The following is a 24,671-nucleotide window of genomic DNA, read 5'->3' as shown; positions in this document are numbered from 1 at the left end:
GGGCGTACGACTGTGACCTTCTTCTCTTCCGTATCCCGAGACGGCTGCCCGACCGGTGGAACACCCCTCAGACGGCCTCGGCCCGCCGCGCGAAGCAGAAGAGATGCGCCTCCGGCGCCGCCCGCTCGTCGTCCGGCCGGAACACCGACACCTCGTGCCGCAGGACCTCGAGACCGCACTCCTCCCGCAGCGTCCGCACGTACTCCTCGACCGGGAGACTGGACACCCTGACCGGCCGGCCGAACCACTCGATCTCCACCCCGTCCACGTCCGCCGGCACCGTGGCGGTCACGAGATAGCCCCCGGGCGCCACCCATCCCGCCATCCGCTCCAGGGAGGTGACCGCCTCCGCCCGGCTCATCATCAGCAGCGGGAAGAACGCGCACACCGCGTCGAAGCTCCCCGGGGCGGCGTCGTAGTCACGCACGTCCACCTGCTCGAACCGGGCCTCCGGCACCTGCGCGCGGGCAAGCCCCACCATCTCCCCGGACACGTCGATGCCCGTCACCGCGCACCCGGCCCGTACCAGCCGTTCCGCGACCGGCCGCCCCGTGCCACTGCCGACGTCCAGGACGCGGGCCCCCGCGGCCAGGCGGTCCGTCAGCCAGTCCACCGCCGCGGACTGCTCCGGCAGATGCCCGAAAGCCCGCTCGTACGCGATGCCGAGACCGTCGAACAGTTCCGCCGCCGACAGCGGCTTCCGCTCGGAACCCTCTTCCCGCATGCTGCTCCCTTTCCCGGACGTCACGAGCTTCCGGACGTCACGCGATTCCCGGACGCCATGCACCCGGACGTCATGCGCTTCCCGGACGTCGCGCGTTTCCCGGATGTCACCAGCGGACTACCCGCCGCGAGCCGTCTCCTACCGGGCCGCGCGCAGGCCGAGATGCCGGAGCGTGGCGCGAGGCGAAGAATGGACGGGTAGGCCCGCACGACGCGGGTGCCGGAACCGCTCGGGGACTTCCCTATCCGGACACGGCCACGCCATGAACGCAGGAAGCCCGGCCAGCGGCCGGCCAGCACCCTCGCAAGGCGTCCTCTACCGACTCGGTCACTGGTGTGCCCGCCACTTCATCGTCGTCATCGCCCTCTGGCTGGCGGCCGTCGCGGGACTCCAGATCGCCGACCGGGCCGTGGGGGGAATGTTCTCCGACGACTTCGCGCTCCCCGGAGTGCAGTCGGCCGACGGCCTGGACGTCCTCAAGGCCCACGATCCCGCCGCCGGCGGATACAGCTCCCAGATCGTCCTGAACGACCCCTCCAAGGCCCTCACACAGGAGTCGTCCGCCGTCAACTCGGCCGTCGCCGCCCTCGCGAAGCTCCCCGACGTCATCGGAGCCCAGAACCCGCTGCCGCCGCCCGGGACCACCCCGCCGCCGCTCCCGGCCGGGACGCCCAACACCGGCCCGCTCTCCACGGACGGCAAGACCGCCTACATCACCGTCCGCTTCAGCGTGGCGCCCTCCACCCTCGGCACCGACTACCTCAACGGTGTCGACGCCGCCGTCCAGCCGCTCAGGGACGCCGGCGTCACCGTCGAGTACGGCGGCTCCCTCGGCGAACTCGCCCGGCCCACCGCCGACGACCGCAGCAGCGAGGCCATCGGCTTCGCCGTCGCGATCGTCGTCCTCCTCATCGGCTTCGGCAGCGTCATCGGCGCCGTCATGCCGCTGATCACCGCACTCCTCGGAGCGATCTGCGGGCTCGCCCTGCTCGGCCTGATGGCCGCCGCCTTCACCTTCGGGACCGTCTCACCCACCCTGGCCACCATGATCGGCCTCGGCGTGGGCATCGACTACGCGCTCTTCCTCATCACGCGCCACCGCCAGAACCTCATGAACGGCCACGATCCCGCCGACTCGGCCGCCCTCGCCACGACCACCAGCGGCCGCGCCGTCCTCGTCTCCGGCTGCACCGTCATCATCGCCCTCTCCGGGCTCTGGGTCTCCGGCGTCACCTTCATCGGCAAACTCGGCCTCGCGGCCGCCTTCACGGTCGTCACCGCCGTCATCGCCGCCCTCACCCTCGTCCCGGCCATGCTCGGACTCGTCGGAAAGCGGATCGACCGCTACCACGTCCGCAAGCCCGTCGCCGAGACCGACGCCGAGCCCGGAGCGGCCGCGCACGGCACCTGGCACCGGTACGCGCAGCGCGTCGAGAGGCGCCCCTGGTGGTTCCTGACCGGCGGCGTCCTGGCCCTGCTCGTCCTCGCCTTCCCCCTGCTCTTCATCCAGCTCGGCCACATCGGCGACGGCGCCGACCCCGAGTCCTTCACCGACCGGCGGGCCTACGACCTGATCTCCACGGCCTTCGGGCCCGGCGCCAACGGGCCGCTCACCGTCGTCGTCGACCAGTCGGCCGTACCCAGCGCCGACCGGGCCGCCCTCGCCACCAAACTCCAGCAGTCGCTCACGGGCGTCCCGAACGCCGCCTTCATCACCCCGCTGCAGACCACCTCCGACGGAGACGTCCTCGTCGGCACCGCCTACTCGGTGGCCTCCCCGCAGGACGAGAAGACCACCCAGTTGACCAACCACCTCGTCGACGACGTCCTCCCGCAGGCCGTCGCCGGCACCGACGCCCAGACCTACGTCACCGGGAACACGGCCGCCCAGGTCGACTTCCTCGACATCGTCTCCAGCCGACTGCCGCTGATCATCGCCGTCGTCGTCGCGCTCGCCTTCCTCGTCATCCTGATCGTCTTCCGCGGCCTGCTCGTCGCGGTCAAGGCGGCCGTGCTCAACGTGCTGTCCATCGCGGCCTCGTACGGCGTCGTCGTGGCCGTCTTCCAGTGGGGCTGGGGCGGGCCCGCGCTCGGCGTCAACGGCAAGGTGCCCATCGAGAGTTACGTGCCGATGATGATGTTCGCCATCGTCTTCGGCCTCAGCATGGACTACGAGATCTTCCTGCTGTCCCGCGTCCGCGAGGCCTGGCTGCGCACCGGCGACTCCAAGGCCAGCGTGGCCCACGCCCTGGAGATCACCGCCCGGGTCATCACCTGCGCCGCACTGATCATGGTCAGCGTCTTCGCGGCCTTCATCGTCTCCGACAACATCGTCATCAAGATGCTCGGCCTCGGCCTCGCCGCCAGCGTCCTCATCGACGCCACCGTGGTCCGCCTGCTCCTCGTGCCCGCCGTGATGACCCTCCTCGGCAGCCGCGCCTGGTGGACCCCGCGCTGGCTGGACCGGATCCTGCCCCACCTGGACACGGAGGGCGAGGAAGCGCTCCAGGAGTCGGAAGCACCCCAGAGCGCCTCGAAGACCTAGCGGTTCAGCCGCGCGACAGCTCGCCGAGCAGCTTCCAGGTGCGGCGGCGGTCGTCCTCGCCACCCAGGTCCGTCGCGGTGAACACCACCTCCGTCGCCCCCGCCTCGCGGTAGCGCCGCACCTCGGCGGCGACCGTCTCCTCGTCCCCGATCGCGGCCACTCCGGCCGCACCCTCGGCGCCGGAGGGCTCGATCGCCCGCCGGTACGAGGGAATCCGCTCGTACAGCGCGAGCGCCTCCGCCGCCTTCTGCCGTACGCCCTCGGCGTCCGCCGTCACCACGCCCGGCACGAGCGCCGCGATCCGGGACGCCGGCCGGCCCGCCGCCTCGGCCGCCGCGGTCACCGCCGGGACGATCTGCTCGGCGAGCGCCCGCGGGCCCGCGAGGAACGGCAGGACGCCGTCCGCGAGTTCACCGCTCACACGCAGCGCCTGCGGGCCCATCGAGGCCACGAGCACCGGCACCGGCGCCGCCCCCGGAACCGCCGCCGGGTACGGCGTCGTCGCGGTCAGCAAACTCCCCGGGGAAGTCGGCCTCGCCCGTCTCCAGGAGCGGCCGCAGGGCGGTCAATCGTTCCGCTCGAGCAGGGGGGACCCCCATCGCCCCAGCGGGACGATTGCCCACACGGGGCGCGGGCGCCGGCCCGGTGGGATCGGCCCGGCGGGAAGTGCCGCGTCGGTCAGTTCCCCCGGCCCGAGGACCAACCCCCCAGTTCCGTAGGGCGGTTCGTGATGACGCCGTCCACGCCCAGCGCGTCCAGGGCCTTCCAGCGCGCCGGCGTGTCGACCGTCCACACGTTCACGGCCACGCCGGCCGCGTGGAGGCCGCCGACCAGCTGCGGACGGGTGGCGAGCGCGGTGTCCGCGACGTTGTACGCGGCGAGGTCCAGATCCTCGGCGACCGCGACGGGGTCGGCGTCCAGGGTGCTGCGCAGCAGGCCCAGCGGCAGCTCGGGCGCCAGCTCGTGCGCGTACCGCAGCGACGGGACGTCGAAGCTCTGCACGAAGACCCGCTCCGCCATGTCCTGGTCGCGGACGTCCCGGACGATCCGGGCCACCTCGGCGCGCGTGTGCCGCCCCTTGATCTCCAGGAGCAGCTTCCCGCCGCGCTCCCTCAGGTCCGCGAGCTGCGCGGCCAGGGTCGGCACCCGGGTGCCCGCGTAGGCGGGGGCGAACCAGGACCCGGCGTCCAGGGCGTCCAGCTGGGCGGAGGTCAGCGAGCGGATCGCCCCCGTGCCGTCCGTGGTCCGGTCGACGGTCGTGTCGTGCAGGATGTACGGCACGCCGTCCTTGCTGGGCTGCACGTCGTTCTCGATCCAGACCGCCCCGCCCCGCCGGGCCACCTCGTCCGAGACCAGCGTGTTCTCCGGGGCCGCGGACGGGGCACCCCGGTGGGCGATCACCGTCAGCGGCGCCCCCGCCGCACGCAGCCACGGGCTCGCCGCCGCGGCGGACGCCGCCGGGCGGGGCTCGGACCGCGACGGCGGTGCGGCGACGACGAACACGGTCGCGATCCCCGCGACGGCGGTGGCCACGGCCACCAGTGCGGCGGTCCTGCGCCGACGGGACCGGGCGGCGGGCGGTTGGGCGTCTCTCATGTCCGACCACCCTAAGGGGTCCCCCGTACATCGGGCCGGGCACGCGGCGACACGACCGGCGGCGCAAGCCCTTCGCCGCAATGGCCGGGTCTGCGGCACTCTGTGACATGTGCCCGCAGCCGTGCCATCGGGGGACCACGGCCGGGCGTACCGAGTCAGGGGGACTCATGGACACCGGAACGGCACGGAGAACCGGCGGCGTCGCGGAGGCGGCCGCGCCGCGGCGCCAGGAGCGCGGCCGGGGAGTGCTCGAAGGAGCGTTCGCGCTGCTCGACGCCCTGCGCCGGAACGGCGACGAGGCCGGCGTGACCGAACTCGCACTCGCCTGCGGCGTGCCCAAGGGCAGCGTCCACCGGCTGCTCGACCAGCTGGTCGGCGTCGGCGCCGTCGAACGCAAGGGCAACCGCTACCGGGTCGGCCCGCAGCTCTACCGTCTCGGCCAGGCCTGGGAACCGCACCCCGGCCTGCGCCCCGCCGCCCGGCTGCCGCTCCAGCGCCTCCGGGCCGCCACCGGCGCCAGCGTCGTCCTCGCCGTGATGCGCGAGGACATGGCGATCACGGTCGGCTCGGTGCCCGGCGACCTGGAGCCGCTGCTCCCCGTCCGCGACGGCATCGCCTTCCGCCTCGACACCGCCGCCGGAAAGGCCCTGTGCGGGCCGCTCAGGGGCGGGCCGGTGCTCGACCGCGAGGACGTCATGGACGGGGTGTGCTGCGCCGCGCTGCCGGTCCGCGCCCCGGACGGCCGTACGGTCGCGGCGCTCGCCGGCATGGTCCCGGCCGGCCGAGGGCTCGACGCGCTCGCCCAGGCCGTCGCCGAGGCGGGCGCGGCGGTCACCCGCGCGCTCGCCCGGGGCGGACACCGGGGGCCGGTCCCGCCGAGCACGGTCGCCTTCTAGCGACTGTTCCGCCCAGCGGAACGCGCGTAGAGCCCGGGCGGGGCCGCCGGGCACAGTGGATGTCGTGCCGGGGGGAAACGGCACACCGGGACCGCCGGGGAAGGCGGTCCGGACACCACGTCACACCCGTGACCCGAATGTGTGGGGGGACCACATGCGCAAGAACCGAGCCGTCCGAATGGCCGCCACCGCCCTGCTCGGACTCGGCAGCCTCGGCGCCTTCGCCGGCACCGCGCACGCCGAGCCGATCGACTACGTGAAGATCGAGCTGTTCGAGCTGCACTGCCAGCAGAACAGCGAGGGCGACCACGACGAGGCCTACCTCAAGATCACCGACGCCAACGGCAACGCCGTCAAGGTCTGGCCCGGCAACGGCATCAAGTACCAGACCATGGGCACCGGTTACGTCCGCTCCATGGAGGACGGCAACGGCAACGCCGCGCTCATCCTCGGCAAGGAACAGGCCCGCACCCTGACCCTGTGGGACTACGACACCACCAGCAGCGACGACAAGCTCGGCGCCGCGCTCGTCACCGGCAGCGAGGTCGGCGCCGAGACCCAGTGGCGCACGGTCGAGGGCTCCGGCGGCATCTACGTCATCGGCTACCGCGTCGTCGACATCTGACAGGCGATCAGCACGATCAGTACGTGAGCGAGGGCCGTGCCGGATGTCCGGCACGGCCCTCGCCCCGTGTCCCGCCTCAGTGCCCGTCGGGCGCGTGCAGCTCACCCGAGCGCGCCACCCGCGCGTACCAGCGGGCGCTCGACTTCGGGGTGCGCTCCAGGGTGTCGTAGTCCACCCGCACCGCGCCGAACCGCTTCGCATAGCCGTACGACCACTCGAAGTTGTCGAGCAGCGACCAGAGGAAGTAGCCCCGTACGTCCACCCCGTCCGCCATCGCCCGGTGCACCGCCTCCAGATGCGCGTGCACATAGGCGGCGCGCTCCGGGTCGTGCACCGCACCGTCCGGGCCGACCACGTCCTCGTACGCCGCGCCGTTCTCGCTGATCACCAGCGGGAGTTCGGGGTACGCGGCGGAGACCCGGGTCAGCAGGTCGTACAGGGCGCTCGGGTCGACCGCCCAGCCCATCGCCGTCGGCTCGCCCGGCGCCCGGTGGAAGGCGACCGCGTCCGAGCCCGGCCACGGCGAGTGGTCGCTGTGGCCGTGACCGTCGTCCTGCGGCTTCTCCGTGCCCTCGACGACGGTCGAGACGACCGTGGGCGTGTAGAAGTTGATCGCGAGCAGGTCCAGCGGCTGGTGCACCGTCGCGGTGTCGCCGTCCCGGACGAAGGACCAGTCGGTGAGGTGCGCCGTGTCGGCGAACAGGTCCTCCGGGTAGGCGCCCTCCAGCATCGGGCCCAGCCAGATCCGGTTGCCGACCGCGTCGATACGGCGGGCCGCGTCCAGGTCCTCCGGCGAGGAGGTCAGCGGACGGATCTCGTGCAGGTTGAGCGAGACCGCGATCTGCCGGTCCGCCGGCAGCGCGGCCCGCAGCGCCTGGACCGCGAGGCCGTGCCCGAGGTTGAGGTGGTGGGCGGCGCGCAGCGAGGCCACCGGCTCGGTCCGGCCGGGGGCGTGGACCCCGGAGCCGTACCCCAGGAAGGCGCTGCACCACGGCTCGTTGAGCGTGGTCCACCGCTTCACCCGGTCGCCGACGGCATCGGCGACGATCCCCGCGTACTCGGCGAACCGCTCGGCGGTCGCCCGCTCGGGCCAGCCGCCCGCGTCCTCCAACTCCTGCGGCAGGTCCCAGTGGTAGAGCGTCAGGGCCGGCTCGATCCCGGCGGCGAGCAGCTCGTCGACGAGCCGCCGGTAGAAGTCGAGGCCCTGCTGCACGGCAGGCCCCCGGCCGGTGGGCTGGACCCGGGACCAGGAGACGGAGAACCGGTAGGCGTTCAGGCCGAGTTCGGACATGATCCCGACGTCCTCGCGGAACCGGTGGTAGTGGTCGACGGCCACGTCACCGGTGTGGCCCTCGAAGACCTTGCCGGGGGTGTGCGAGAAGGTGTCCCAGATGGACGGGGTACGGCCGTCCTCGGCCGCCGCTCCCTCGATCTGGTACGCGGCGGTGGCGGCGCCCCACAGGAAGTCGGCGGGGAACGAACGGATGGCGGTGAGCGGCCGGATTTCGGACGCGGTCATAGGAGGGGGCTCCCAACACGGGTACGGAGGAACAGAACAGGGGGCTCGTCAGCTCTTCACGGCGCCGGCCGTGATGCCGCCGACGATGTGCTTGCCGAGGAAGGCGAAGACGAGCAGCAGCGGCACGGTGGAGATCAGCGCTCCGGTCAGCACCACGGCCTGGTCCACGCTGTGATTGCCCGCGCCGAGTCCGGCGAGCGCCACCTGGAGGGTGGGGCTGCCGTCCGGGGTCAGCGCGATGAACGGCCAGAAGAAGTCGTTCCAGGCCTGGACGAAGACCAGCATGCCGAGCACGGCCATGGCAGGCCGGGCCACCGGGAAGACCACGTGCCAGATGATCCGCAGGCTGTGCGCCCCGTCCATCCGGGCCGCCTCCACCAGCTCCATCGGCAGCGCCTCCACCAGGAACTGGCGCATGAAGAACACGCCGAAGGCGGCGACGAGCGAGGGCAGCACGACCGACTGGAGCTGGTCGAACCAGCCGAGGTCCGTGATGATCTGGTAGAGCGGGATCACGCTGAGCTGCGGCGGGACCGTCATCGTGGCGACCACGAGCGAGAGCAGCATGCCCCGGCCACGGAAGGGCAGTTTGGCGAAGGCGAAGCCGGCGAGGGTGGAGAAGAGCACGGTGGACAGGGCCACCAGGCTCGCCACGATCGTGGTGTTGACCAGTGCCTCGCCCATGTCGACCTGGTTCCAGGCGAATTCGAGGTTGTCCAGGAGCCGCTTTCCGGGCAGCAGCGGCGCCGGGGCCTCCACGACCCGCTCGCCGGTGTGGGAGGCGGCGACCAGGTTCCAGTACAGCGGGAAGAGCGAGACGACGGCGGCGACGGCGAGCAGGACGTACGTGAGCGGTCCCGCGTGGTGCTGACGGCCGGCGGACTGGCGGAAGCGGCGCCCGGGCCGGGCCGCCGGGGCCTTGACCTCGATCGGCGTCGTGTCGAGTGTGCGGGCCATGAGGTCATCCCCCCAGCTTGGTGCGGTTGCGGCGGGAGACCAGCGCCTGGACGCCGCCGATCAGGAGGAGGAGCAGCAGCATGACCCAGGCGATCGCGGAGGCCTGCCCGAGCGCGCCGGTCACCCAGCCCTTCTCGTACATCAGCAGGCTCAGCGTCTGGAACTGGTTGCCGCTGCCGCCGCTGATGCCGACGCTGCCGCCGAAGAGCATCGGCTCGCCGAACAGCTGGGTCGCGCCGATGGTCGAGACGATGACCGTGAAGAGGATCGTCGGCCGGATCGAGGGGATGGTGACGCTGAGGAACTGCCGCCAGCGCGAGGCCCCGTCGAGCGAGGCCGCCTCGTACAGGTCCTGCGGCACGGCCTGCATCGCGGCCAGGTAGATCAGCGCGTTGTAGCCGGTCCAGCGCCAGGTGACGATCACCGAGATCGCGATCTGCGCCGGCCACTTGGACGACTCCCAGTCGACCGGACCGATGCCGATCCAGTCGAGGAGGCCGTTGATCATCCCGTAGTCGGTGTTGAACAGCTGGGCGAAGACCAGGGTCGCCGCCGCGATCGAGGTCGCGTACGGGGCGAGGATCGCGACCCGGAAGAAACCGCGGCCGCGCAGCTTGTAGTTGAGCAGGTGCGCCAGGCCCAGGGCCATCAGCAGCTGCGGAACGGTCGAGATCACCCCGATGGTGAAGGTGTTGAAGAGCGCGTTCCAGAAGAACTCGCTGGTCGCGAGGTCCGTGTAGTTCTCAAGACCCTTCCACGTCGGGTCGCCGCCGAGCTCGACCCGGTTCAGCGAGAGCCAGCCGGTGTAGAGCAGCGGGAAGAGCCCGAAGGCCGCGAACGTGAGGAAGAAGGGGGCGATGAAGACGTACGGGACCGCCTTGATGTCCCAGCGGTAGAGGGTGCTGCGCCAGCCGCGCGGGGCGGCGCGGCGGCCGCGGGGGGCGGCGCGGCGGCCGCGGGGGCCGCCGGGGGAGGAGGGCGGTGCGGCGGGCGGCGGGGAACCGGCCCGCTTCGCCCGAAGGGAGGTGGCCACGGGGGCGTCCTTCCAGGTCGATGCGTGCGGTGGTACGGGCGGTGCCGGTCCGCCGCCTGGCAGGCGGCGGACCGGTGGTCGCCCCCGTCCGGAAGGGCTCTAGTGGTCGATCTTGTCGTCGACCAGCTTCTTGACGTTCTCCCAGGCCTTGGCCGGGTCGGTGCCGCGCTGCTCGATGTCGAGGATGCCGTTGTCGGTGAGGAAGGTCTTCACCTGGCCGTCGTAGCGGCTGATGACGGCGGGGTGGATGCCCACGGCCGCGCTGGAGAAGATCTTGCCGACCGGCGTGTCGCCGAAGTACGGCAGCTTCGCCTCCTGGACCGCCGAGGAGAGCAGCGTGTCCTTGGACGAGGGGATGTTGCCGTTGACCGCGAAGACCTTGGCGTGCTGCGCCGGGGCGGTCAGCCAGGCGGCCAGCTCGGCGGCCTCCTTGGTGTGCTTGCCGGCCTTGGGCACGGCGAGGAAGGAGCCGCCCCAGTTGCCGGCGACCGGCGGCGCGGCGATGTCCCACTTGCCCTGGTTGGCGGGTCCCGCCTGGTCCTTGATGATGCCGGTCATCCAGCTCGGGCAGGCGACCGTGGCGAACTTGGAGTTCTTGAAGGCGGCGTTCCAGGTGCCCTTCTCGTCGAACTGGCGCAGCTTGGCGGTGAGTCCGCCCTGGGCCGCCTTCACGGCGGTCTCCCAGGCCTTCTTCACTCCGGGGCTGTTCTCCCAGTCGAGCTCGCCGCTCGCGTTGGCGTACTGCACCGGGTCGCTGGAGATGACGGCGTTGAAGAGGCCGCTCGCGGAGTCGTGGAAGGCGGTGCCGGCGGGCGCGGCCGCCTTGTACTTCTCGCCCGTCTCGATGAACTTGGACCAGTCGCCGGCCCACAGCTTGCCGACCTCCTCGCGGGTGGTCGGCAGCTTGGCCTTGGCGAAGAGGTCCTTGTTGTAGCAGATGGCCATGGGGCCGATGTCGGTGCCGAGGCCGATGACCTTGCCGTCGGCCGTGGTGGCCTGCTTGACCTTCCAGTCGAGGAAGTCGCCGAGGTTGGCGCCGCCCTCCTTGCCCAGGTCGACCCACTTGTTCGCCATCGCGGTGCCGGTCGCCTCGGCGATGTAGCCGACCTCGACCGCCTGGATGTCGGCGACGCCGCTGTTCTGCGTGAGGCGCAGCTTCAGCGTGTCCCAGTACTTCTGACCGTCGGAGACGTTCGACTCCTCGATCTTGATGTTCGGGTGGAGCCGCTCGTACTCGGCGTACAGCTTGGCGCCGGTCTTGTCGTCGTAGCCGAAGGAACCGAAGGTCCCGATCCGCAGCGTGATCTTCCCGGAGCCCGAGCCGCTCGCGCCGCCCTTGCCGCCGCTGTCCTCGTCGCTGCCGCAACCGGTGAGCAGGGTCGTGCCGGTCACGACGACGGCGACCGCCGCGAGCGCCGCACGGCGTCCGCGTCTGCTGCTGGAAGTGCGCATTCCACTCTCCTCGTCCAAGGTGGTGCTCTTTGTGCGCCAAGAGGCCCGGCCGGCTGCTCGCGGCTCGGCGACGCCTGCCAGGACCTGATGCAAGGCTGTGTCGCGCCCCTGATGGGAGCGCTCCCACGTCGTTGCCGGAAGGTTGCTGCCTGGCGGGTATGGGTGTCAAGACATGAACGCGGATTCGTTACCGGAAGGTGTTCCGGGGGTTTCGCGGCGCCCTGCGGCCGCCGGGGCGTCATCTCCTGAACGCATGCTCGTGGTGCGGGGAGTTCGCGGTGGGCTAGGGTGGGAGCGCTCCCATATGGCGCTGTCCGTGGTGAGCGGCATGTTGTCCTACGAGGGGAGTTCGGGAGTGGTGAGCGGACGGCAGAGCGGTAGACCCACCCTGGAACAGGTCGCGGCCAGGGCAGGCGTCGGCCGGGGCACGGTCTCCCGGGTGATCAACGGTTCGCCCCGGGTGAGCGAGCAGACCAGAACGGCCGTCGCCCGGGCCGTCGCCGAACTCGGCTACGTGCCCAACCAGGCCGCCCGCGCCCTGGCGGGCAGCCGCACCGACGCGATCGCGCTCGTCATCCCCGAGGCCGAGGCCCGGCTCTTCGCGGAGCCCTACTTCCTCGACCTCATCCGCGGGGTCAGCGCCGAGCTCGCCGAGGCCGACAAGCAGCTCCTGCTCACCCTGGTCCGCAGCGAGCAGGAACGGCAGCGCTTCGAGCAGTACCTCGCCGCCCAGCGCGTCGACGGCGTGCTCCTCGCCTCCGTCCACGGCGACGACCCGCTGCCCGACCGCATCAGGGAACTGGGCCTCCCGGTCGTCATGAACGGCCGCCGTACGGAGGCCGAACCCGTGCCGTACGTCGACTCCGACAACATCGGCGCCGGGCGGGCGGCCGTCGCCCACCTGGTGAGGCGCGGCCGGAGCCGTATCGTGACCGTCACAGGACCCCTCGACATGTACGTCGCGCGCGCCCGGCTCGGCGGCTACCGGGCCGGTCTCACGGAGGCCGGACTGCCGCCCGACGAGGGCCTCGTGGCCGCGGGCGACTTCACCGAGGAGGGCGGCCGCCGGGCGATGCGGGAGCTCCTGGACCGCCGGCCCGACCTGGACGCCGTCTTCGCCGCCTCCGACGTGATGGCCGCGGGCGCGCGCGCGGCCCTGCGCGAGGCGGGCCGCCGGGTGCCGGAGGACGTGGCGCTCGTCGGGGTCGACGACTCCCCGGTGGCGCGGCTCATGGACCCGCCGCTGACGAGCGTGCGGCAGCCCATCGAGGAGATGGGCCGCACGATGGCACGGATGCTGCTCCAGTTCATCGCGGGGGCGGCGGGAGAGGGGCCGAGCCGGCATGTGCTGCCGACGGAGCTGGTGGTCCGCGAGTCTTCCTGAGTTTCCTCGGGATGGTCGTCGTACGGCACCGCGGCCGGCCGGACCCCTCGGGTCCCGGCCGGCCGCGGTTTTCGTCAGGGGGGAACTAGAGCGCCGGGTAGGCGTTCTTCAGGAGCTCCTGGAACTGGGCCGAGAACCACTGGCCCGAGAGCGGGGCGTCCGGCAGCGCGCCCGACATGCTGTTCCCGTTACGGGCGTTGCCCGTGTACGTCGGGTCGCACATCCGGTCGAAGCCCTTGCCCTCGTTGTTCGGGATCTCCTTGGAGGCGCCGTCGGACTCGCCCGGGGGCTTCATCCAGACGTACGCGTCGATGCCCGCGGCCGGGGCCGCCTGGGGCCGTTCGCCGAGGCCCGCACCGGACTGGTTGCACCAGTTGCCGAGGTGGATGCGACGGTCGTACTTGCCTCCGTTGACGTACGTGTCGACGCTGGTCAGGGCACCCGGGCCGGTGGGCCGTGCGGTGCCGCCCCAGCCGTTGCGGGAGGTGTCGATCAGCATGCCGAGGTTGCTGTCGAAGCCGAGCGAGACCAGCTTGTTCCGCATGGCCTGGGCGTAGGACAGCTCGTCGGTGTAGCGGTTCCAGTCGACCCACTTCGACTGGCGCACGGAGACGCCGTTGACGGAGTCCTCGATCTTGAAGTGGTCCTCCTTCAGGGCGCTGTAGTTGGCGGTGTTGACGATGAAGCCGTGCACGTTGGAGACGGTGGAGCCCTCGGCCGTGGCGGCCTGCTTGAACAGTTCGGCGGAGGCGCCGAAGTTGTCGTCCCAGCCCAGCCAGCCGTGGTGGCCGGCGTCGATGTAGTTGTAGACGTTGCCGATCGCGCCGAACTTCTTGAGCGCGTAGCCGACGCCGGTGATGTAGTTGCCGTTCGCCTTCATGACGTCGCAGTTGGCGGTGGCCGTGGGACGACCGGAGACGTTGGTGACCAGGTTGGGCAGCGAGTCGATCTCGACGGTGGTGACGATCCGGAGCCCCGCGTACTTGGAGTCGGCGAGGATCGCGGCGATCGGGTCGATGTACTCGGTCTTGTAGCGGCCGATCTCCGTCGGGCCGAGCTCGCCGTTGGAGGCGAGCGCGGCGCAGTCGCGGCCCGGCAGGTCGTAGATGACCAGCTGGACGACCATCTCGCCGGTGCCCTTCTGCTTCAGGGCCTCGTCGAGGTGGGCGCGCAGGCCCATGGAGCTGCTCGTGCCGTTGATCGCGGCGATCCGGTCCAGCCAGATGCCGGTGGGCTGGTTGGAGACCTTGGTGCCGCCGGGCTCGGCCGCCGCCTTCGCGGACCACTCGGGGTTCACGTACACCTTGGCACCGGCGTACGGGTTGTCCGCCTTGGTGCCGGCCGGCGGGGTGGTGGGCGGCGTGGTCGGGGGCGTCGTCGGCGGGGTGGTGGGAGGCGTCGTCGGCTCGGTGGCGCCGTTGCAGACGACCCCGTTCAGCTTGAAGGTGGCCGGCACGGCGTTGGTGCCGCTGTACGAGCCGTTGAAGCCGAAGGAGGTGGAACCACCCGTGGCCAGGGTCCCGTTGTAGGAGACGTTCTTGGCAGTGACGGCGGAGCCGGACTGGGTGATGGTGGCGTTCCAGCCCTGGGTGACCTGCTGGTTGCCGGCGTAGGACCACTCCAGGGTCCAGGCGGCCACCGGGTCACCGGTGTTGGTGACGGTCACGTTGGTGCCGAAGCCGGTGCTCCACTGGCTGGTGATCTGGTAGTCGACCTTGCAGCCGGGGGTGGCGGCGCCGGCGGTGGCGGTGCCGAAGACGGTGGCGGTGGCGCCGGTGGCGGTGATCAGGCCGAGCGCCGCCAGGAGGGCGGTGCGGCTGGTGCTTCTGGTGCGGCTCATGCGGGTTGGGATTCCTCTCAGGGGATTCACGGGGTGAGGGCGCGTAGGTGGTCGCGCAGTCCGATGCCGAATGCGGTGGGGGTGCCGTCGTACGAAGTGATCAGCGCGGGACCTGAGTTGCAGTTCCAGGTGTTCCAGGTCCATCCCAGGTACGAGAGGCCGCGGTCGTCGAACCACTTCATGACGCGGTCGACGAACGCGTGTCCGCAGGTGTTCTCGCCGATCTCGCCCGCGAGGAGGGGTACTTGGGCGGCCACGGGGGCGAGGGTGTTGCTCCAGCACGTCTCGTCGGCGCAGGTGTTGAAGTTGTAGACGTGCCAGGCGGCGGCCAGATTGCCCGCCGGGTCCGTGGGGCGGTACGTGAGCCACTGACTCAGGTCGTTGGAGTACGCGAGACCCGGCACCAGGACGAGGTTCTTCGCCCCCGTGGCGCGGACGGCGTCCACCAGGTCCTGCATGCCGGCGACCTCGTAGCCGATGCCGGGGCAGGTGCCTCCGTCGCGCCAGCAGGACCAGGCCTGCGTTGCGGTGGAGGTCGCCCGGTCCGGATAGGGCTCGTTGAACAGGTCGAAGGCGACCCGCTTGTCGGTCTTGAAGGTGTTGGCGACCGAGGTCCAGAAGGCCGGGGTGTACTGGGCGTCCGGCATCGGCTTCTGGCAGGAGGCGTGCACGTCGGAGCAGCCCGCCGAGTCCCCGGTGTACTGGCCGTGGGTCCAGTGCAGTTCGACCACCGGGGTCATGCCGTGGGCGAGGACCTTGGCCACCAGGTCCTTGACGGCGTTGATGTAGTTCGCGCCGCGGTACTCGGCCTTGATGTTGTCGAGACCGAGCCAGCACTCCTCGTTGAGCGGAATGCGGACCGTGTTGGCCTTCCAGTCGGCGATGGCCTGGACGGAGGCGTCGTCGACGGGACCGTCCCAGATGCCGTAGCCCTGGACGCACATGAACTCGCCGCCGGAGCGGTTGACACCGAGGAGGCGGCGGGTCGCGCCGTTCTGATCGGTGAACTTGTTGCCGGAGACGCTCAGTTCGGGCGCGCCGACGACGGGGGTCGGGGTGGTCGGGGGGGTGGTGGGTGGAGTGGTCGGTGTGGTCGGAGTGGGGGTCGGCGTCGTGGGAGTCGGGGTGGGCGTGGGCGTCGGCGCTTCCGTGTTGCACGGCGTGCCGTTGAGCGTGAACGCCGTGGGTGCCGTGTTGGCGCCCGTCCAGGACGCGATGAAGCCGCCCGAGACCTTGGCGCCGGTGGCGAGCGCGCCGTTCCAGGCCTCATTGGCGACCGTGACGGTCTTCCCGGACTGGGACCACTTTCCGCCCCAGCCCTGACTCACCACCTGGCCGGCCGGGAAGTCGAAGCCGAGGCTCCAACCGTTCAGCGCGGCACTGTTGTTGGTGACGGTCACGGCACCCTGGTAGCCGCCGGCCCACTGGCCGACGACGGAGTACTCCACGGTGCAGGCGGGTGCGGCCGAGGCTCCGGCGGCCGTACCCATGAGGGCGAGAGCGGTGCTCGCCATCGTGAGCGCCGCTCCTGCGAGCAGCGCGGACAGACGTGGGGGATGTCGCATGAGCGAGTCCTCGCAGCGAGGGCACACCTGTGACGCTGTGCCGACTGGATGGAATCGCTCCCACTGGGTCGGGGCAGACCGTAGCGCCAACTGACGCCAAGCAAAAGAGGAGTTGGGCAAATTCCCCGGCTTTTGACTTCGACTTCCTCACGCATCTTGACGGCATCGGGCCTCAACTGCACAGTGGGAGCGCTCCCACTGGTTCAAAGCTTGACTGTCGCACCTTCCCCGCTCTTCGCATCCCCGACCTCCCGAGCCGCGAGGAGAACCACCCCATGGCACGACTCCGCCCGAGAACGCGCCCCCGCCGGCAACTGACCGCCCTGGCCGCCGCGCTCTCCCTGCCCCTCGGCCTCACCGCCGTCGGCGCCACCACGGCCCAGGCCGCCGCCGTCCAGTGCAGCGTCGACTACAAGGCCAACGACTGGGGTTCGGGCTTCACCGCCGAACTCACGCTCACCAACCGGGCCGCCGAGCCCCTGAACGGCTGGACGCTCACGTACTCCTACGCCGGCGACCAGAAGCTCACCAACGGCTGGAACGGCGTCTGGTCGCAGTCCGGCAAGAACGTCACGGTGACCAACGCGTCCTGGAACGGCACCCTCGCCGCGGGCGCCGCCATCACCACCGGCGCCCAGTTCACCTACAGCGGGGCCAACGCCGCCCCCACCGCCTTCGCCGTCAACGGCACCACCTGCGCCGGCGCCCACCAGCCGCCGGTCGCGGTCCTGACCAGCCCGGCCCCGGGAGCCGTCTACACGGAGGGCGACGCGGTGCCGCTCGCCGCGACCGCGGCCGCGGCCGACAGCGCCACCGTGAACAAGGTGGAGTTCTACAGCGACACCACCCTCCTCGGCACCGACACCACCGCGCCCTTCACCTACAGCGCGGCCGGTCTCGCCACCGGCGCGCACTCCCTCTACGCCAAGGCGTACGACAGCCTCGGCGCCTCCGCCGAGTCCGCCCCCGTCGGCATCACCGTCGCCGCCGGACCCGCGCTCGTCGCCTCCCCGAGCCAGCTCGGCGTACGCCAGGGCTCCACCGGCACCTTCGACCTGAAGCTCTCCACCGCCCCGACCGCCAACGTGACGGTGAGCATCGCCCGTACCTCCGGCAACACCAACCTCACCGCGACCCCGGCGAGCCTCACCTTCACCCCGGCGAACTGGAACACCGCCCAGAAGGTGACCGTCGCCGCCGCGGCCACCGGCACCGGCTCGGCCGTCTTCACCGCGACCGCCCCCGGTCACGCCAAGGCCGAGGTCACCGTCACCCAGCTGGCCGCGAACTCCACGTACGACGCCCGCTTCCTCGACCTCCACGGGAAGATCACCAACCCGGCCAACGGCTACTTCTCGCCCGAGGGCATCCCGTACCACTCCGTGGAGACCCTGATCGTCGAGGCCCCCGACCACGGGCACGAGACGACCTCGGAGGCGTACAGCTACCTCATCTGGCTCCAGGCCATGTACGGCAAGATCACCGGCGACTGGACCAAGTTCAACGGCGCCTGGGAGACCATGGAGAAATTCATGATCCCCACCCACGCCGACCAGCCCACCACGTCCTCGTACAACGCCTCCAAGCCGGCCACGTACGCCCCGGAGTGGGACCTCCCCTCCCAGTACCCGGCGAAGCTCGACTCCGGCGTCGCCTCCGGCGCCGACCCGATCGCCGCCGAGCTGAAGAGCGCCTACGGCACCGACGACATCTACGGCATGCACTGGATCCAGGACGTCGACAACGTCTACGGCTACGGCAACGGGCCCGGGAAGTGCTCCGCCGGACCGACGGCGACCGGCCCCTCGTACATCAACACCTTCCAGCGCGGCCCGCAGGAGTCCGTCTGGGAGACCGTCACCCACCCCACCTGCGACAACTTCTCCTTCGGCGGGAAGAACGGCTACCTGGACCTCTTCACCGGGGACTCCTCCTACGCCAAGCAGTGGAAGTACACCGACGCCCCCGACGCCGACGCCCGCGCCGTCCAGGCCGCCTACTGGGCCGACCTCTGGGCCAAGGAGCAGGGCAAGGGCGCCCAGGTCGCCACGACCGTCGGCAAGGCCGCGAAGATGGGCGACTACCTGCGGTACGCGATGTTCGACAAGTACTTCAAGAAGATCGGGAACTGCGTCGGGCCGACCGTCTGCCCGGCCGGCACCGGCAAGGACAGCGCCCACTACCTGCTGTCCTGGTACTACGCCTGGGGAGGCGCCACCGACACCTCCGCCGGCTGGTCCTGGCGCATCGGCTCCAGCCACAACCACAGCGGCTACCAGAACCCCCTCGCCGCCTACGCCCTCAGCTCCTACGCCCCGCTCAAGCCCAAGTCGGCGACGGGCGCGGCCGACTGGGCGACCAGCCTCGGCCGGCAGTTGGAGTTCTACCGCTGGCTCCAGTCCGACGACGGCGCCATCGCGGGCGGCGCCACCAACAGCTGGCAGGGGCGCTACGCCACCCCGCCGGCCGGCACCCCCACCTTCCACGGCATGTACTACGACGAGAAGCCCGTCTACCACGACCCCGCGTCCAACCAGTGGTTCGGCTTCCAGGCCTGGTCCATGGAGCGGGTCGCCGAGTACTACCAGCAGACGGGTGACGCCAAGGCGAAGGCCGTCCTGGACAAGTGGGTGGGCTGGGCGCTGTCGAAGACCACGATCAACCCGGACGGCACCTACCGCATCCCCTCCACGCTCCAGTGGTCCGGCGCGCCCGACACCTGGAACGCGGCGAGCCCCGGCGCCAACGCCGGACTCCACGTCACCGTCGCCGACTACACCGACGACGTGGGCGTCGCCGCCGCCTACGCCAAGACGCTCACCTACTACGCGGCCAAGTCCGGCCACGCCGAGGCCAAGCGCGTCGCCAAGGCCCTCCTCGACGGCATGTGGGACCACCACCAGGACGCCCTGGGCATCGCCGTCCCGGAGACCCGCGCCGACTACAACCGCTTCGACGACCCCGTGTACGTGCCGAGCGGCTGGACCGGCACCATGCCGAACGGCGACGTGGTGAACTCCTCGTCGACCTTCGCCTCGATCCGTTCCTTCTACAAGAACGACCCGGCCTGGCCGAAGATCGAGACCTACCTGGCGGGCGGCGCCGCGCCCGTCTTCACCTACCACCGGTTCTGGGCCCAGGCGGACATCGCCCTGGCCATGGGCTCGTACGCGGAGCTGCTCGAATAACAGCCGCCCCGCGAGAGCGGGCTCCGCGTACGACGAGGCCGGGCGGCCCCCCTTCTCGGGGGTCCGCCCGGCCTTCGGGCATGACGGGATCGCCGGCTCGGGGCGGTGCAGGTGGAAGACTTGCGGTTGACGCAGCGGCAACTCCTACGGTCTTCGTGTGGGGCCGGAACAGCCGGTCCCCGGCGAGGAAAGGAACCGTCATGGCCTGGTCGATCGCGGATGTGGCCCGGATGTCCGGGGTGACCTCCCGGACACTGCGGCACTACGGCGAGATCGGCCTCCTCGCGCCCGCGTGGACCGCGAGTGACGGGCACCGTCACTACGAGGAGCCCCAGCTGCTGCGACTCCAGCAGATCCTGCTCATGCGTGAGCTGGACCTCGGTCTGCGCGAGATCCGGGAGGTCCTCGACAGCGGGGCCGACCGCGTGACGGTCCTCCGCGAGCACCACGCCAGACTGCTTGCCGAGCAGGACCGGCTCGGCACGCTGGCCCGCACGGTCGCCCGCACCATCGCCGAACTCGAGGAAAGCGAGGACCAGGACATGATGAGCATCAACCGCCCCGAGAACCTCTTCGAGGGCTTCCAGGCGGACCCGGAGATCGAGGCCGAGACGCGGGAGAAGTGGCCGGAGGCGTACGAGCAGTCCCGGCAGGCCGTCGAAGGGCTGACCCCCGAGGCCACGGAGCAGTGGCAGCGCGAGGTCACCGCCCAGATGATCCGCTTCGCGGAGCACATGGCCGCCGGCACGCCGGTCACCGACCCCGCGGTCCAGGCCGAGGTGGAGGCCCACTACCAGGACGTCTGCCGCTTCTGGACCCCGTGCGCCGAGGCGTACCGGGGGCTGGCCCGGACCTATGCCGAGGACCCGCGGTTCCGCGAGAACTTCGACCGGATCGCCGTGGGCCTCGCCGCCTACCAGCAGGAGGCGATGACGGTCTACGCGGACACCCGGCTGAGCTGAGGCTGCGCCGGGGCGGGGCGGGGCGGGGCGGGGCGGGGCGGGGCGGTCTCGTCGACCGCCCTGTCCGCCCGTGATATCGGGGTGCGCCGGTCGACCGTCCGGTCCGTTCGCGACGTCGGGGTCGACCCTCCTCCCGCCCGTATGGCGGAGGGGGGTCGGCCCCGCGGGCTTTTCCCCGGCGACGAACCGCCCTAGTGACAGGGGCATGGCATACCGCCACACTGTGCGACGCGCGTAGAAGTGACAGGCGTGGAACACCTTCCGGTTCCCTCCGCGCCATGCGCCGCCACTACAACTGCCCTGCCGCCACGGCGCGTCCTCCACCACGTCCGGCGCGGTGCTCCGCGACCCCTCCACGACACCTCGCGAAAGGCACCCCATGACGCTCCGTCACATACCGGCCTGCCGCCGCCGCACCGGCCTGCTCGCCGCCACCGCGCTCGTCGGCTCCCTCACGGCCGGCCTCCTCGCGCTCCCCGCCCACGCCGCCACCGTCACCATCGCCGCCGTCCAGGGCACCAAGCGGCTCTCCCCGTACAACGGCCAGCAGGTCACCGTCACCGGCATCGTGACCGCCATCCGCTCCACCGGAACCTCCCGTGGGTACTGGATCCAGGATCCGGTCGGCGACGGCAACCCGGCCACCAGCGAAGCCCTCTTCGTGTACACCGGATCCACCACCCCCTCCACCAAGGTCGGAAACCGGATCACGGTCCGGGGCACGGTCTCCGAGTACTACCCCGGCGGCTCCGCCGAGGGCGGCCAGTCGCTCACCGAGCTGACCTCCGCGTCGATCACGGCCACCCTCTCCACCGGCAACGCCCTTCCCGCCGCGTTCACCCTGGACGCGGCCTCCATCCCGGACGCCTACGCCCCCGACGCCGGCGGCACCTCCATCGAGAGCCTCACCCTCGCCCCGTCGACGTACGCCCTCGACCTGTACGAATCCCTGGAGGGCATGCGCGTCCAGGTCAGCGGGGCCAGGGTCGTCGGCGCCACCACGCCCTACAGCGAGCTCTTCGTGACCGTCGAGCCCACCGAGCACCCCACCCCGCGCGGCGGCACCGTCTACGGCTCGTATGCCTCCCAGAACGTCGGCCGCGTCAAGGTCGAGTCCCTGCTGACCACCGCGTTCCCGGTCGCCGACGTCGGCGACGTGCTCAGCGGCACGACCGCGGGACCGCTCGACTACGACAACTTCGGCGGCTACGGCATCCAGGCCACCACCCTCGGCACCCTCACCGACAACGCCCTCGCCCCCGAGACCACCCGGGCGCAGACCGCGGGCGAGCTCGCCGTGGCCACGTACAACGTCGAGAACCTCGACCCGACCGACCCGCAGGCCACGTTCGACCGGCTCGCCGCCGGGATCGTCACCCATCTCTCCTCGCCCGACATCGTGGCCCTGGAGGAGGTCCAGGACAACAACGGCGCTACGGACAACGGGGTCGTCGCCGCCGACCAGACCTACGCCAAGCTCATCGCCGCCGTCTCGGCCGCGGGCGGCCCGGCCTACCAGTACCGCCAGATCAACCCGGTCAACGACCAGGACGGCGGCGAGCCCGGCGGCAACATCCGCGTCGGCTTCCTCTTCAACCCGGCCCGCGTCGACTTCACCGACCGCCCCGGCGGCACCTCCACCACCGCCGTCTCGGTCGTGAACAACGCCGGCACCGCGGCCCTCTCCGTCTCGCCCGGCCGGATCAACCCCGCCAACTCCGCCTGGAACGCCAGCCGCAAGCCCCTCGCAGGCGAGTTCACCTTCCAGGGCAAGAGCGTCTTCGTCATCGCCAACCACTTCACCTCCAAGGGTGGCGACCAGCCCCTGCAATCCCGCTTCCAGCCGCCCACCCGCTCCTCGGAGACCCAGCGCGGCCAGCAGGCCACCCAGGTCAACGGCTTCGTGAAGCAGCTGCTCGCCGTCCAGCCCTCCGCCCGCGTCGTCGTCCTCGGCGACCTCAACGACTTCGAGTTCTCGAACACGGTCACCATGCTGACCTCGGGCGGCGTTCTCACCCCGCTCGTCGGCACCCTCCCGGCCGCGGAACGCTACACCTACGTCTACCAGGGCAACTCCCAGGCCATCGACCACATCCTGACCAGCCCGGCGCTCACCTCGTACGACTACGACATCGTCCACGTCAACAGCGAGTTCGCCGACCAGGCCGGTGACCACGACCCCCAGGTGGTCCGTCTCCTTCCCTGACGAGCGCCCGCGCCGCCGCCGCATCCCACCGCGTGCGGCGGCGGCCGTGCCAAGCTGTGATCATGGACATCTTCACGACCACGAGCGGTGCGGTACGTGGCTTGCGGGCCTCCGACGAGGTCGTCGCCGTGCTCGGAATCCCGTACGCCGCACCGCCGTTCGGCGCCCTGCGGTTCAAGGAGCCGGCCCCCGCGCCCGCGTGGGCCGGAGTGCGGGACTGCACGGCCTTCGGCCCCGTCGCCCCGCAGTCGGCGGAGCTGCCCGGTTCGCCCGTGTGGTCACCCGGAGACGAGGACATCCTCACCGTCAACGTCTGGACCCCGACCCCGGACGGCGGTGCCCTGCCCGTCCTGGTCTGGATCCACGGCGGCGCCTACACCTTCGGCTCCTCCGCCCAGCCCGACTTCGACGGCGACGCCCTCGCCCGCGCCGGACTGGTCGTCGTCACCCTCAACTACCGGATCGGCTTCGAGGGTTTCGGGCATGTCCCCGCCGCCGGGGGTGCCGCCCATCCCGACAACCGCGGCCTGCTGGACCAGATCGCCGCGCTGCGCTGGATACGGGAGAACATCGCCGCGTTCGGCGGCGACCCCGGCAACGTCACGCTCGCCGGCCAGTCCTCCGGCGCCGCCTCGGTCGCCTGCCTCATGGTCATGGAACGGGCGCGCGGCCTGTTCCACCGCGCCATCGCCCACAGCCCCGCCAGCCCCCACTACACGCTCGACATCGCCGCCGCGACCACCCGCGAGGTCGCCGCCGCGGCCGGCTGCCCGGCCACCGCCGAGGGCCTGACCGCCGCGAGCCCCGAGGCCCTGGTCGCCGCCTCCGACGAGGTCGTCGAGGCGTACCGGCGCGACCCCGCCTCCGGATCCCGCCACTACGACCCCTCCCTCTACGCTCCCGTCCTCGACGGCGACGTCCTGCCCGTCGACCCCCTCACCGGCCTCGCCGCCGGGGCGAGCCGGGACGTGGAGCTCCTCGTCTGCCACACCACGGAGGAGTACTGGCTGCTCGACGCCGTCGGCAGCTGCGCGAAGGTCACCACCGAGGAACAACTGTCCCGATTCGCCGAGGACTTCGGACTCCCCGAGGGCCTGGTGGCCGGCTACCGCACCGCCTCGGGCCCCGAGGCCTCCGCACGCGACGTCTACCTGGCGGTCTTCGGGGCCCTCCTCTTCGGGGAGTACGCCGAGCGGCTCGTCGAGCAGCACGTCCGGGGCGGCGGCCGGGCGTTCCGGTCCGTCTTCGACCGCCGCCGGACCGGCCCGGACGGGGCCGTACGGGCCTGGCACTGCGCGGACGTCCCCTTCGCCTTCGGCAACCCCGACGAGGACTGCGTCGGCTTCCTCATCGGGGGCGCCCTGACCCCCGCCGACCGGGATCTCGCCGGCCGAATGGTCCGCGCCTGGGCCGACTTCGCCACCACCGGAGACCCGGGCTGGGCCGCGTACGACTCCACCGCCGGGCAGGGGATGGTGTGGCGGACCGAGGACGGCGACGAGGGCGAGGCGGCGACCGCCGGCCGTGCGCTCTGGGCCGGGGCGGCCTTCCCGCTGCTGCGGGCGTGACCAGGGCTGATCCGGACGGGGAGTTGGGCCTCCCATCCTCCCAGGTAGGGTCGGTCCCATGACCGACAACGAGGGGACCCTGCGCGACACCGCGCAGCGGAAGAAGGACGTGCTGGCGCGGTTGGAGAAGGAGGTGGACATCTGGGTGGCCTCGGCCGACAGTGACGGGCGGCCGTACCTCGTGCCGCTGTCCTTCCTCTGGGACGGCGACTCCGTCTGGCTGTGCACCCGGCAGACCAACCCGACCGGGCTGAACCTCGCCGCCGGCGGCCGCACCCGGCTCGCCCTCGGGGACACCCGGGACGTCGTCCTCATGGACGGCGAGGTCACGACCTACACGAGCGACGAGGCGCCGGTGGAGGCGATCGAGGGCTTCGCCGCGAAGAGCGGCTGGGACCCGCGGACGTCCGGCCCCGCCTACGTCTGGTTCCGGGTCCGGCCGGTCGCGGTGGAGGCCTGGTACGAGGCACCCGAAGTCATCGGCCGGCACATCATGCGCGAGGGCGTCTGGAGCGACTAGGTGTATTGATCACGAGCGTTGTTGACACTGGTCTGGTCTTGAACATGGCGAAGACCTCCGGTGTGGTGGGAGCTGTCTAGGAACTCACCTC

The 24,671-nt window shown here is 71.4% G+C and carries 17 protein-coding genes and 1 pseudogene; 9 read left to right on the top strand and 9 right to left on the bottom strand.

Features of this window, described 5'->3' with window-relative positions; translation table 11 throughout:
* Positions 1-67: 67 nt before the first annotated feature.
* Positions 68-724: a class I SAM-dependent methyltransferase gene (locus ACZ7HT_RS20805; protein WP_471167791.1), complete on the bottom strand. Its 657-nt coding sequence runs from the start codon at positions 722-724 to the stop codon at positions 68-70.
* Between the two features lie 262 nt (positions 725-986).
* Here ACZ7HT_RS20805 and ACZ7HT_RS20800 point away from each other — a divergent pair, with 262 nt between their 5' ends.
* Positions 987-3,269, top strand: a complete 2,283-nt coding sequence (locus ACZ7HT_RS20800) for an MMPL family transporter (protein WP_471167788.1) — start codon at positions 987-989, stop codon at positions 3,267-3,269.
* 4 nt (positions 3,270-3,273) lie between these two features.
* On the opposite strand, the pseudogene ACZ7HT_RS20795 reads toward ACZ7HT_RS20800, so the two are convergent.
* Positions 3,274-3,844: pseudogene (locus ACZ7HT_RS20795) on the bottom strand (LLM class flavin-dependent oxidoreductase); the annotation flags it as partial.
* Between the two features lie 103 nt (positions 3,845-3,947).
* Positions 3,948-4,865 (bottom strand): glycerophosphodiester phosphodiesterase, encoded by a 918-nt coding sequence (locus ACZ7HT_RS20790; protein ID WP_471167786.1) that lies wholly within the window; start codon positions 4,863-4,865, stop codon positions 3,948-3,950.
* A 167-nt stretch (positions 4,866-5,032) separates the two neighbouring features.
* Between ACZ7HT_RS20790 and ACZ7HT_RS20785 the strand changes: the two genes are divergently transcribed.
* On the top strand, positions 5,033-5,761 hold the full coding sequence (locus tag ACZ7HT_RS20785) for an IclR family transcriptional regulator (RefSeq protein WP_471167784.1): 729 nt from the start codon (positions 5,033-5,035) through the stop codon (positions 5,759-5,761).
* A 154-nt stretch (positions 5,762-5,915) separates the two neighbouring features.
* Positions 5,916-6,386: a hypothetical protein gene (locus tag ACZ7HT_RS20780; protein ID WP_471167781.1), complete on the top strand. Its 471-nt coding sequence runs from the start codon at positions 5,916-5,918 to the stop codon at positions 6,384-6,386.
* A 76-nt stretch (positions 6,387-6,462) separates the two neighbouring features.
* On the opposite strand, the gene ACZ7HT_RS20775 is transcribed toward ACZ7HT_RS20780, so the two are convergent.
* The 4 genes from ACZ7HT_RS20775 to ACZ7HT_RS20760 all read right to left on the bottom strand — a co-directional run bounded on the left by ACZ7HT_RS20775 (position 6,463) and on the right by ACZ7HT_RS20760 (position 11,347).
* Positions 6,463-7,905: a GH1 family beta-glucosidase gene (locus ACZ7HT_RS20775; RefSeq protein ID WP_471167779.1), complete on the bottom strand. Its 1,443-nt coding sequence runs from the start codon at positions 7,903-7,905 to the stop codon at positions 6,463-6,465.
* A 48-nt stretch (positions 7,906-7,953) separates the two neighbouring features.
* The gene (locus ACZ7HT_RS20770; protein ID WP_471167776.1) at positions 7,954-8,862 is read right to left on the bottom strand and encodes a carbohydrate ABC transporter permease; all 909 of its coding nucleotides are present in this window, start codon (positions 8,860-8,862) and stop codon (positions 7,954-7,956) included.
* Positions 8,863-8,866: 4 nt separating this feature from the next.
* A complete protein-coding gene (locus ACZ7HT_RS20765; RefSeq protein WP_471167774.1) occupies positions 8,867-9,895 on the bottom strand; it encodes a carbohydrate ABC transporter permease in 1,029 nt (342 codons plus the stop codon).
* Positions 9,896-9,994: 99 nt separating this feature from the next.
* The gene (locus ACZ7HT_RS20760) at positions 9,995-11,347 is read right to left on the bottom strand and encodes an ABC transporter substrate-binding protein (protein WP_471167770.1); all 1,353 of its coding nucleotides are present in this window, start codon (positions 11,345-11,347) and stop codon (positions 9,995-9,997) included.
* Between the two features lie 328 nt (positions 11,348-11,675).
* Here ACZ7HT_RS20760 and ACZ7HT_RS20755 point away from each other — a divergent pair, with 328 nt between their 5' ends.
* Positions 11,676-12,731 carry a LacI family DNA-binding transcriptional regulator gene (locus tag ACZ7HT_RS20755; protein WP_471167767.1) on the top strand — a complete coding sequence of 352 codons (1,056 nt, stop codon included), beginning with the start codon at positions 11,676-11,678 and terminating at the stop codon, positions 12,729-12,731.
* 85 nt (positions 12,732-12,816) lie between these two features.
* Here the strand turns inward: ACZ7HT_RS20755 and ACZ7HT_RS20750 are convergent, their stop codons facing one another.
* Positions 12,817-14,571 carry a glycoside hydrolase family 6 protein gene (locus ACZ7HT_RS20750; RefSeq protein ID WP_471167764.1) on the bottom strand — a complete coding sequence of 585 codons (1,755 nt, stop codon included), beginning with the start codon at positions 14,569-14,571 and terminating at the stop codon, positions 12,817-12,819.
* 26 nt (positions 14,572-14,597) lie between these two features.
* Complete coding sequence (locus ACZ7HT_RS20745) at positions 14,598-16,136, bottom strand: cellulase family glycosylhydrolase (protein ID WP_471167759.1); 1,539 nt, start codon at positions 16,134-16,136, stop codon at positions 14,598-14,600.
* 275 nt (positions 16,137-16,411) lie between these two features.
* Here ACZ7HT_RS20745 and ACZ7HT_RS20740 point away from each other — a divergent pair, with 275 nt between their 5' ends.
* From ACZ7HT_RS20740 to ACZ7HT_RS20720, 5 genes are all read left to right on the top strand, one after another.
* Positions 16,412-19,324: a glycoside hydrolase family 48 protein gene (locus tag ACZ7HT_RS20740; protein ID WP_471167756.1), complete on the top strand. Its 2,913-nt coding sequence runs from the start codon at positions 16,412-16,414 to the stop codon at positions 19,322-19,324.
* Between the two features lie 200 nt (positions 19,325-19,524).
* Positions 19,525-20,286 (top strand): MerR family transcriptional regulator, encoded by a 762-nt coding sequence (locus tag ACZ7HT_RS20735; protein WP_471167754.1) that lies wholly within the window; start codon positions 19,525-19,527, stop codon positions 20,284-20,286.
* 379 nt (positions 20,287-20,665) lie between these two features.
* On the top strand, positions 20,666-22,492 hold the full coding sequence (locus ACZ7HT_RS20730) for an endonuclease/exonuclease/phosphatase family protein (RefSeq protein ID WP_471167751.1): 1,827 nt from the start codon (positions 20,666-20,668) through the stop codon (positions 22,490-22,492).
* Between the two features lie 62 nt (positions 22,493-22,554).
* The gene (locus tag ACZ7HT_RS20725) at positions 22,555-24,060 is read left to right on the top strand and encodes a carboxylesterase/lipase family protein (RefSeq protein WP_471167748.1); all 1,506 of its coding nucleotides are present in this window, start codon (positions 22,555-22,557) and stop codon (positions 24,058-24,060) included.
* A gap of 58 nt (positions 24,061-24,118) precedes the next feature.
* A complete protein-coding gene (locus ACZ7HT_RS20720) occupies positions 24,119-24,580 on the top strand; it encodes a pyridoxamine 5'-phosphate oxidase family protein (protein WP_471167746.1) in 462 nt (153 codons plus the stop codon).
* The last annotated feature ends 91 nt before the right edge of the window (positions 24,581-24,671 follow it).

Source organism: Streptomyces sp. NPDC037410 (genome assembly GCF_055602235.1).
Note: the sequence above shows the minus strand (reverse complement) of the source record. Positions and strands in the feature narration are given on the sequence as shown.

What these genes read in the sequence shown, in the direction of transcription:
- ACZ7HT_RS20800 (WP_471167788.1), top strand. Translation starts at nt 987, where the DNA reads ATGAACGCAGGAAGCCCGGCCAGCGGCCGGCCAGCACCCTCGCAAGGC.
- ACZ7HT_RS20760 (WP_471167770.1), bottom strand. Translation starts at nt 11,347, where the DNA reads ATGCGCACTTCCAGCAGCAGACGCGGACGCCGTGCGGCGCTCGCGGCG.
- ACZ7HT_RS20745 (WP_471167759.1), bottom strand. Translation starts at nt 16,136, where the DNA reads ATGCGACATCCCCCACGTCTGTCCGCGCTGCTCGCAGGAGCGGCGCTC.
- ACZ7HT_RS20785 (WP_471167784.1), top strand. Translation starts at nt 5,033, where the DNA reads ATGGACACCGGAACGGCACGGAGAACCGGCGGCGTCGCGGAGGCGGCC.
- ACZ7HT_RS20770 (WP_471167776.1), bottom strand. Translation starts at nt 8,862, where the DNA reads ATGGCCCGCACACTCGACACGACGCCGATCGAGGTCAAGGCCCCGGCG.
- ACZ7HT_RS20755 (WP_471167767.1), top strand. Translation starts at nt 11,676, where the DNA reads ATGTTGTCCTACGAGGGGAGTTCGGGAGTGGTGAGCGGACGGCAGAGC.
- ACZ7HT_RS20805 (WP_471167791.1), bottom strand. Translation starts at nt 724, where the DNA reads ATGCGGGAAGAGGGTTCCGAGCGGAAGCCGCTGTCGGCGGCGGAACTG.
- ACZ7HT_RS20775 (WP_471167779.1), bottom strand. Translation starts at nt 7,905, where the DNA reads ATGACCGCGTCCGAAATCCGGCCGCTCACCGCCATCCGTTCGTTCCCC.
- ACZ7HT_RS20740 (WP_471167756.1), top strand. Translation starts at nt 16,412, where the DNA reads ATGGCACGACTCCGCCCGAGAACGCGCCCCCGCCGGCAACTGACCGCC.
- ACZ7HT_RS20730 (WP_471167751.1), top strand. Translation starts at nt 20,666, where the DNA reads ATGACGCTCCGTCACATACCGGCCTGCCGCCGCCGCACCGGCCTGCTC.
- ACZ7HT_RS20725 (WP_471167748.1), top strand. Translation starts at nt 22,555, where the DNA reads ATGGACATCTTCACGACCACGAGCGGTGCGGTACGTGGCTTGCGGGCC.
- ACZ7HT_RS20790 (WP_471167786.1), bottom strand. Translation starts at nt 4,865, where the DNA reads ATGAGAGACGCCCAACCGCCCGCCGCCCGGTCCCGTCGGCGCAGGACC.
- ACZ7HT_RS20750 (WP_471167764.1), bottom strand. Translation starts at nt 14,571, where the DNA reads ATGAGCCGCACCAGAAGCACCAGCCGCACCGCCCTCCTGGCGGCGCTC.
- ACZ7HT_RS20720 (WP_471167746.1), top strand. Translation starts at nt 24,119, where the DNA reads ATGACCGACAACGAGGGGACCCTGCGCGACACCGCGCAGCGGAAGAAG.
- ACZ7HT_RS20735 (WP_471167754.1), top strand. Translation starts at nt 19,525, where the DNA reads ATGGCCTGGTCGATCGCGGATGTGGCCCGGATGTCCGGGGTGACCTCC.
- ACZ7HT_RS20780 (WP_471167781.1), top strand. Translation starts at nt 5,916, where the DNA reads ATGCGCAAGAACCGAGCCGTCCGAATGGCCGCCACCGCCCTGCTCGGA.